This is a genomic window from Corynebacterium sp., assembly GCF_030532195.1.
GTDB lineage: Bacteria > Actinomycetota > Actinomycetes > Mycobacteriales > Mycobacteriaceae > Corynebacterium.
In genome coordinates this window covers 20,723-28,559 of the sequence record NZ_JAUNLP010000013.1, presented here as the reverse complement: position 1 = coordinate 28,559, position 7,837 = coordinate 20,723, and the positions used below count along the sequence as shown (strand labels likewise).

Below are 7,837 nucleotides of genomic sequence, written 5' to 3'. Positions count from 1 at the left end.
TTCGACTAGCGGCCTATGTCACACGCCTGGAACGCGTGCGGGAGTCACATCCCTCGTGGGTTCAAATCCCACATCCTCCGCAGATGAAAACCCTCGGCTTATGCCGGGGTTTTCTTATTTTCCCCAAAAAGTAGCGCCGCAATGACTACGGTCGGTTTTGTACATCAAAGCACGGAGTGGTCATTATGTTTGATAAGCGAAGAGCCGGCCGAGATCGTACAGGTGTGGGCCGGAAACTGCACGTCATGCGCACCATCGTCGCCGCGGTGTCGACGGTATCGCTCACCGCGCTGGTGGCGGGCTGTGGCTCGGAGGCGCAGCGGGAAGCAGCGCCAGTGCTGCGCATTATGGGTCCGGCGGATGGCGCCGATCAGTATGAGCAGGCAGCGCGGGAGTGCTCGGATGCCTCGGGCGGGAAGTACCGTCTGGAGTATGACATTTCGGCAAAACAGACCGACGACCAGCGTCTTCAGCTCGCTCGTCGCATTGTGGGCGGGGACAGTTCGTTCGACATTATGGGCCTTGATGTGACGTGGACACCGGAGTTTGCAGAGGCCGGCTGGGCGCTGCCACTCCCGGAAGATATGACTAAGCGTGTAATCGATGGCACGCTCTCGGGTCCGCTGGACACGGCGACGTGGCAGGACAAGCTCTATGGCGCTCCACTGAATACGAATACGCAGCTGCTGTGGTATCGAAAGTCACTGGTCGATGGCCCTCCGAAGACGTGGGATGACCTCATCGCGGCGGGGGAGCGGCTGGCCGATCAGGGCAAGCCGTCGATGATTGGTGTGCAGGCCGCGCAGTTTGAGGGCGCGGTGGTATGGCTCAATTCGATGACGGAGTCGGCAGGTGGCCACTTGGTCGCACCGGATGGGCAGAAAGTCACGATTGCGGACAATGATGCCGCGGAGCGAGCCCTAGACACGATGCATCGCGTGGCCACGGCGAAGGGACATGACCCGTCGATCTCGCAGTCGGATGAGAACCAAGCCCGCCTGGCATTCGACCGCGGTGACGCATTTGCACAGGTCAACTATCCATTCGCGTATGCCGGTGCGAAGGAGAAGGCGGAGGCGGGAAACCCGGCGGCCAAGGAGGTCTTCGATGATATGGCCTGGACCACCTACCCAGCAATGGATAAGGGCACGCCGGCGAAGGTCACCATTGGTGGGTTGAATCTTGCGGTGCCGTCGACTTCCAAGCATCCGAATCTCGCCTTCCAGGCAATCGAGTGCCTGCGCAATGAGAAAAACCAGCTCCACAACGCGTTGACGGGTGGTCTGCCGCCGACGTTGACGAAGCTCTACACGCAGGCCACGGATGAATTCAAGGAGGAGTACCCGTTCTACCGGGAGATTTATCAGCAGTTGAACAAGCTCGAGGACTCTAACTCGACCAATCTGACGCAGGAGGAGAGGTCGCTGTTGCCGTCGTCACGCACGGCCGGTGTGGTGACGCGCCCGAAATCCCCTGCGTACCAGTCGTTGTCGATTCTGCTCGCGTCGCGCATTAGTCCGCCGGAGGATATTGACGCGAAACCGCTGGTCGGCGAGCTGGATGAGGAACTTCAGGCGGCGATTAACTCGGAAGGTCTGGTGCCGTAAATGTCTGACAAATCTACCAAGCTTTCCGACGGACACCGCGCCGAGCGCCGCCTCGGTCTGCTGCTGGTGTCTCCCGCGCTGATTTTGATGCTGCTGGTGACGGCGTATCCCATCGGTTACGCGATGTGGCTGTCGCTGCAGCGCTATGACCTGCGTTTCCCGGAAGACCGTGAATTCATCGGCCTGCAGAACTACGTTTCGGTTCTGACCAGCAGTTATTGGTGGGAGGCGCTGGGCGTGACAGTCGTAATCACGCTGGTGTCGGTGGCGGTGGAGCTGGTGCTCGGTATGGCGATTGCGATGGTAATGTACCGCGCAATCTTCGGCCGCGGGCTAATCCGTACGGTGGTGCTGATCCCGTACGGCATTGTCACGGTGGCGGCGGCGTACTCGTGGAATTACGCGTGGACGCCGGGGACGGGCTATCTCGCCAATTTGCTTCCCGACGGTACCGCCCCGCTGACTGAGCAATGGCCGTCAATATTTATCATCATCGGTGCTGAAATCTGGAAGACCACTCCATTTATGGCCCTGCTGCTTCTCGCGGGCCTCGCACTGGTGCCGGACGACGCATTGAAGGCGGCCGAGCTGGATGGTGCGGGCTTTTGGCAGCGCTTTTTCAAGATCACGTTGCCGCTGATGAAGCCATCGATTGTGGTGGCGCTGCTGTTCCGCACGCTCGATGCGTTCCGAGTGTTCGACAACATCTACATCCTCACCAAGGGAAATAACGGCACGGGGTCGGTGTCGATTCTGGGCTATAACAACCTATTTAAGGCGTTCAACCTGGGCATTGGTTCGGCGATTTCGGTGCTGATCTTCGTCTGTGTGGCGCTGATTGCAATTGTGTTTATCAAGGGCTTTGGCGCTTCGTCGCCGGGCGCGGGCAAATAGGAGGCGATTGCAGTGGACAACACGGAAAAGACAAAAAAGCAACGCGTCGCGTGGACAATCGGCATTGCCTTGGTGGTTATGTACGCACTGGTGCCGGTGTTGTGGATTGCCAGCCTGTCATTCAAACCGACAACGGATATGTATGACGGCCACTTCATCCCGCGCAATTGGACGTTGGATAACTACCGCGGCATCTTCCAGACCAGCGAATTTACTCGTGCGTTGATTAATTCCATTGGCATTGGGCTGATTACCACCCTGCTCGCGGTGATTGTTGGCACGATGGCGGCCTACGCCATTGCGCGCCTGGAGTTTCCGGGTAAGTCGGTGATTCTGGGAGTGTCGCTGCTGATTGCGATGTTCCCGCAGGTCTCTCTGGTCAGCCCGCTGTTCGACATCGAGCGGAAGGTGGGGCTATTTGATACCTGGCCGGGCCTGATTCTGCCGTACATCACTTTCGCACTTCCGATGGCGATTTTTATCCTCTCTTCGTTCTTCCGGGAAATTCCTTGGGAGTTGGAGAAGGCGGCGCAGATGGATGGCGCGACACCGTTCCAGGCATTTCGCCTGGTGGTCGCACCGCTGGCGATTCCGGGCATTGTCACCGCCGCGATTTTGGTGTTCATCTTCGCGTGGAATGACTTCCTGTTAGCGGTGTCGCTGACCTCGACTGAGGCTGCCCGCACGGCTCCGGCGGCGATGGCGAACTTCACCGGCTCGTCCGCATTTGAAGAGCCCACTGGCTCGATTGCCGCGGCCGCGATTGTCATCACCATTCCAATCATTATTTTTGTGGTTATTTTCCAACGTCGAATTGTCGCTGGTCTTACCTCCGGCGCAGTGAAGGGCTAGAGAAGGGTAGAGCGAAAATGGCTGAAATTGAACTAAAGCACGTGTACAAGCGCTTTCCGGACGGCCACATCGGCGTGGAGGACGCGAATCTCAAAATTGATGACGGCGAGTTCATCATCCTCGTCGGCCCCTCCGGCTGCGGTAAGTCGACGATGTTGAACATGATCGCAGGTCTTGAGGATATTTCCGAGGGCGATCTTCTCATCGACGGCGAGCGCATGAACGATGTCGCTCCGAAGGACCGCGATATCGCCATGGTCTTCCAGTCCTACGCGCTGTACCCGCACTTAAGCGTCCGTGAGAACATCGCGTTTCCACTGAAACTGGCGAAACTGCCGAAGAAGGAAATTGCGCAGAAAGTCAACGAAGCTGCCGAAATTCTCGATCTGACGGAATTTCTCGACCGCAAGCCGGCGCACCTTTCCGGTGGTCAGCGTCAGCGCGTGGCGATGGGCCGCGCCATCGTCCGCCGCCCAAAGGTCTTCCTCATGGACGAGCCGCTGTCCAACCTGGATGCCAAGCTCCGCGTCCAGATGCGCACCGAAATCGCCCAGCTCCAGGAACGCCTCGGGACCACCACCGTCTACGTCACTCACGACCAAACCGAAGCAATGACGCTGGGCGACCGCGTCGTCGTGCTGAAAAAGGGCGTTATCCAGCAGATTGGCGCACCGCAGGGGCTCTACCACCGCCCGGTCAACCTCTTCGTCGCCGGCTTCATCGGCTCGCCCGCCATGAACTTCCTGCCCGCCACTGTGCTTCACGACGGTCGCAGCGCCGACACCGCTCTCGGCCACCTGCCACTCCCGGAAAAAATTCAGCCGGGCCGCAAGATAATCGTCGGACTGCGTCCGGAGGCCTTCGAGGATGCCGCCCTAGCCGACGCCGATTCCGATGCGCCCACGGTGGAAGTCGAGGTGGCTGTTCTGGAGGCGATGGGCTCCGAGCAGTTCATCCACTTCCCACTCCCGGAAATTGATTTGGCTGGCCATGCCGCTGCTGAGGAGGCGGGTCTGGCGGAGAATCCGCATGACATGTTGGTGGCTCGAGTGGATGCGGAATCGCGCGTGCGTCGAGGTCAGAAGATCACATTGGCCATCAATGCGGGCAAGATGCACGTCTTCGATTCTGAGTCCGGTGAGAACTTGGCATTGACTGGAAAGTAATGGTGTGACTTTTCGGGCTTGCCTGTAGTAGGCTGTCTTCACGGATCCCATGTGGCGTCCATCTCGTGAACTCCCCCAGGGCAGGAATGCAGCAAGGGTCAGCGAGCTCTGACGGGTGCGTGGGGTCCCCTTTTTTTCTCGGGAACATTCCCGGTTGGGGTGTCCGCTAACAAGTGACCAAAGCAAGAGCGCTTGAATGAAAGGACACTTGCCATGAAGAAGATTCGCTCCACTGATATTGCTGCAGCCGCCCCGGTCGCTGGCAATGGTGCCAGCGTGACTCTGTGGGGTTGCGTTTAGTGCCCAATTCCGAGCGCGCGGGCAGGCTTGAGAGAATATCTACTATGAGCGATGCCGACGACACTGGAGTGCCACCACAGGCAACACCAGAACCGCTAGAAACACTAGAACCACTAGCAACCCGAGAACCACCATCCCCAACAGGCGTATGGGGGTCTTTCCGACACGCATTTTCCTCGCCGCAGCGCCTGCGCACGGAGCTGCTGGCTGGCGCGGCAGTGTCATTTGCCCTGATCCCGGAGGTTATTTCCTTTTCCATTCTGGCGGGTGTGGATCCGGCGGTGGGGCTTTTTAGCTCGGTCATCATGGCAATCGTCATCTCCTTTACCGGTGGCCGCCCCGCCATGATTACCGCTGCCGCTGGCTCGGTTGCGCTCGTCGTCGCGCCGTTGTCGCGTACGTACGGAATGGATTACCTCATCCCAACGGTGCTGCTCGCAGGCGTTTTGCAAATTGCGTTTGCGGCACTTGGCATCGCGAAGCTACAGCGTTTCATTCCGCGGGCAGTCATGATCGGCTTTGTCAATGCGCTGGGCATCCTCATTTTCACCGCGCAGCTGGAGCATCTCATCGATGTACCGTGGCTGGTATATCCGCTGGTGGTGATGGGAATTACGATTATGGTTCTGCTTCCCCGCGTGTTCACCGCGATTCCGGCTCCGCTGGTAACTGTGCTCGTCGTCACGCTTGTTGCGGTATTGGCGGGCTGGCGCGTGCCGACGGTCGGCGATATGGGGGAGCTTCCGGATTCCCTGCCGCACCTGCTGATCCCGAATGTGCCCCTGACCTGGGAGACTCTGCGCCTGATTGCGCCGTATTCGGTGGGTGTCGCGATCGTCGGCATCATGGAATCGCTGATGACGGCGAAGCTCGTCGATGACATCACCGACACGCACTCGGATAAGACGCGCGAGACATGGGGACTCGGCGTCGCGAACATCGCGGGCGGATTCTTCGGCGGCATCGCCGGCTGTGCGATGATCGGTCAGACGATGGTGGGCGTGAAGGAATCATCGGGACGCACCCGCTTGACGACGCTCTTTTCCGGCATCTTCCTGCTGATTTTGATCCTCCTACTCGGGACCGCGGTCGGCGCGATTCCGATGGCGGCGCTGGTTGCGGTGATGGTTGTGGTGTCGGTGGACACAATCGATTGGCGCTCAATCTCGCCGCGCACGTTGCGCCTCATGCCGCGTTCGGAGACGGTGGTGATGCTGGTGACGGTCATCGCGACGCTTATGACAAAGAACCTGGCCATCGGCGTGGTGTCGGGTGTGGTGGTCGCGTCGCTGATGTTCGCGCGTCGTGTCGCCCATCTCGTCACAATCAAGGTGCTTGACGACGACCCCAGCGCCCACTCCCGGACGTACCAGGTGCGGGGGCAGCTGTTTTTCGCCTCCAGTAATGACTTGGTCTACCAGTTTGATTACACTGACCCAGCTCGGCGCATTGTCATCGATATGTCGGAGGCGGAGATTTGGGATGCCTCCACGGTGGCGGCGCTGGATTCCGTGCTGGTCAAGTTCGCGGAGCGCGGCAAAGAGGTGGAAATTGTCGGCCTGGATGGGGCGAGTAAGCAGCGTTTGGATGCTTTGTCAGGGAAGTTGTAGAAAACCCAATCCGGGGTATGCCTTACACTTGGTTGCAAAGCCAGATACGGCGCGGTGAAAAGGTTATCCGCGTCAGGTTTGTCCGGTTTTAACCTACGTCCGATACCTGGGAGGGTGCGTACACCATGGCCGTGGATTCCTTCGATGTTCAGCAGTTGGCGGCACACAAGGAAGAGTTTGCGAAGGCATATGAGGAGCTGAAGTCCCGTAACCTCGCACTGAATTTGACTCGCGGCAAGCCGTCGTCGGAACAGCTTGATTTCGCAAACGCCCTGCTGGGACTCCCGGCACCGGATTACATTTCGGCATCCGGGGAGGATGTCCGCAATTACGGCAACGCCAAGGGCATTACTGATATCCGCGCTATTTGGGCAGAGCTGCTGGATCTGCCGGTGGAAAACGTCCTGGCGCAGGATGCCTCTAGCTTGAACATCCAGTTTGACCTGATTTCATGGGCTATGCAGTTCGGCAATGTCGACTCGGAGCGTCCGTGGAATGAGGAGCCGGTGCTGAAGTGGCTGTGCCCGGTTCCGGGGTATGACCGTCACTTTTCCATCACGGAGCACTTCGGTATTGAGATGATCCAGGTGCCGTTGAATGAGGACGGCCCTGATATGGATGTCGTGGAAAAGCTGGTGGCAGCTGATCCGCAGATTAAGGGCATGTGGAATGTGCCGATGTTCTCCAACCCAACTGGTGTGACTTACAGCGCTGAGGTCTGCCGTCGTTTGGTGGAGATGGAGACGGCAGCACCGGATTTCCGTCTGATGTGGGATAACGCCTACATGGTTCACACTCTCACGGATGAGTTCCCGGAGATTCACAACGTCATTAAGTGGGCGGAAGAGGCCGGTAACCCGAACCGCGTGTGGGCATTCGGCTCGACGTCGAAGATCACCTTCGCCGGTGCTGGTGTTGCGTTCTACGCTTCCTCTGAAGCCAACTTGGCGGATTACTTGAAGCACGCCGGCATCCGCGGCATTGGCCCGAACAAGGTCAACCAGCTGGCACACGCCAAGTTCTTCGGTGATGCAGACGGTGTGCGTGAGCAGATGCGTCGTCATGCGGGCTCGCTGGCTCCGAAGTTCAAGAAGGTCCTGGAGATCCTGGATTCCCGTCTGAGCGAGTACGGCGTGGCGGAGTGGTCGAAGCCGACTGGCGGTTACTTCATCAACCTCGATGTTGTTGATGGCACGGCTCGTCGCGTGGTGGAGCTGGCGAAGGAGGCCGGTATTGCACTGACCGGCTCCGGTTCCTCCTTCCCGCTGAAGCAGGATCCGAATGACCGCAACATCCGCTTGGCTCCGTCGCTGCCTCCGATGGAGGAGTTGGAGGTCGCTATGGACGGTGTGGCTACCTGTGTGCTGCTCGCCGCTGCTGAGAAGGCTGCGCAGTAAAAGCGCGCGGT

The 7,837-nt window shown here is 58.9% G+C and carries 6 protein-coding genes and 1 other RNA gene; all 7 read left to right on the top strand.

Translation table 11 applies throughout. The annotated features are described in order from the left end of the window. Positions 1-245 precede the first annotated feature (245 nt). Positions 246-1,607 (top strand): extracellular solute-binding protein, encoded by a 1,362-nt coding sequence (locus Q4E11_RS10230; protein ID WP_303165535.1) that lies wholly within the window; start codon positions 246-248, stop codon positions 1,605-1,607. Then, complete coding sequence (locus tag Q4E11_RS10225; RefSeq protein WP_303165534.1) at positions 1,608-2,501, top strand: carbohydrate ABC transporter permease; 894 nt, start codon at positions 1,608-1,610, stop codon at positions 2,499-2,501. 78 nt (positions 2,502-2,579) lie between these two features. Continuing rightward, positions 2,580-3,353 carry a carbohydrate ABC transporter permease gene (locus tag Q4E11_RS10220; RefSeq protein ID WP_303165536.1) on the top strand — a complete coding sequence of 258 codons (774 nt, stop codon included), beginning with the start codon at positions 2,580-2,582 and terminating at the stop codon, positions 3,351-3,353. Between the two features lie 17 nt (positions 3,354-3,370). Further along, positions 3,371-4,519, top strand: coding sequence for an ABC transporter ATP-binding protein (locus tag Q4E11_RS10215; protein ID WP_303165533.1), 1,149 nt, complete (start codon positions 3,371-3,373; stop codon positions 4,517-4,519). A gap of 39 nt (positions 4,520-4,558) precedes the next feature. After that, positions 4,559-4,653, top strand: an RNA gene (gene ffs, locus Q4E11_RS10210) — signal recognition particle sRNA small type. A 210-nt stretch (positions 4,654-4,863) separates the two neighbouring features. Next, positions 4,864-6,429, top strand: coding sequence for a SulP family inorganic anion transporter (locus Q4E11_RS10205; RefSeq protein WP_303165532.1), 1,566 nt, complete (start codon positions 4,864-4,866; stop codon positions 6,427-6,429). 125 nt (positions 6,430-6,554) lie between these two features. Further along, positions 6,555-7,826, top strand: a complete 1,272-nt coding sequence (locus Q4E11_RS10200; RefSeq protein ID WP_303165531.1) for an aminotransferase class I/II-fold pyridoxal phosphate-dependent enzyme — start codon at positions 6,555-6,557, stop codon at positions 7,824-7,826. Positions 7,827-7,837 lie beyond the last annotated feature (11 nt).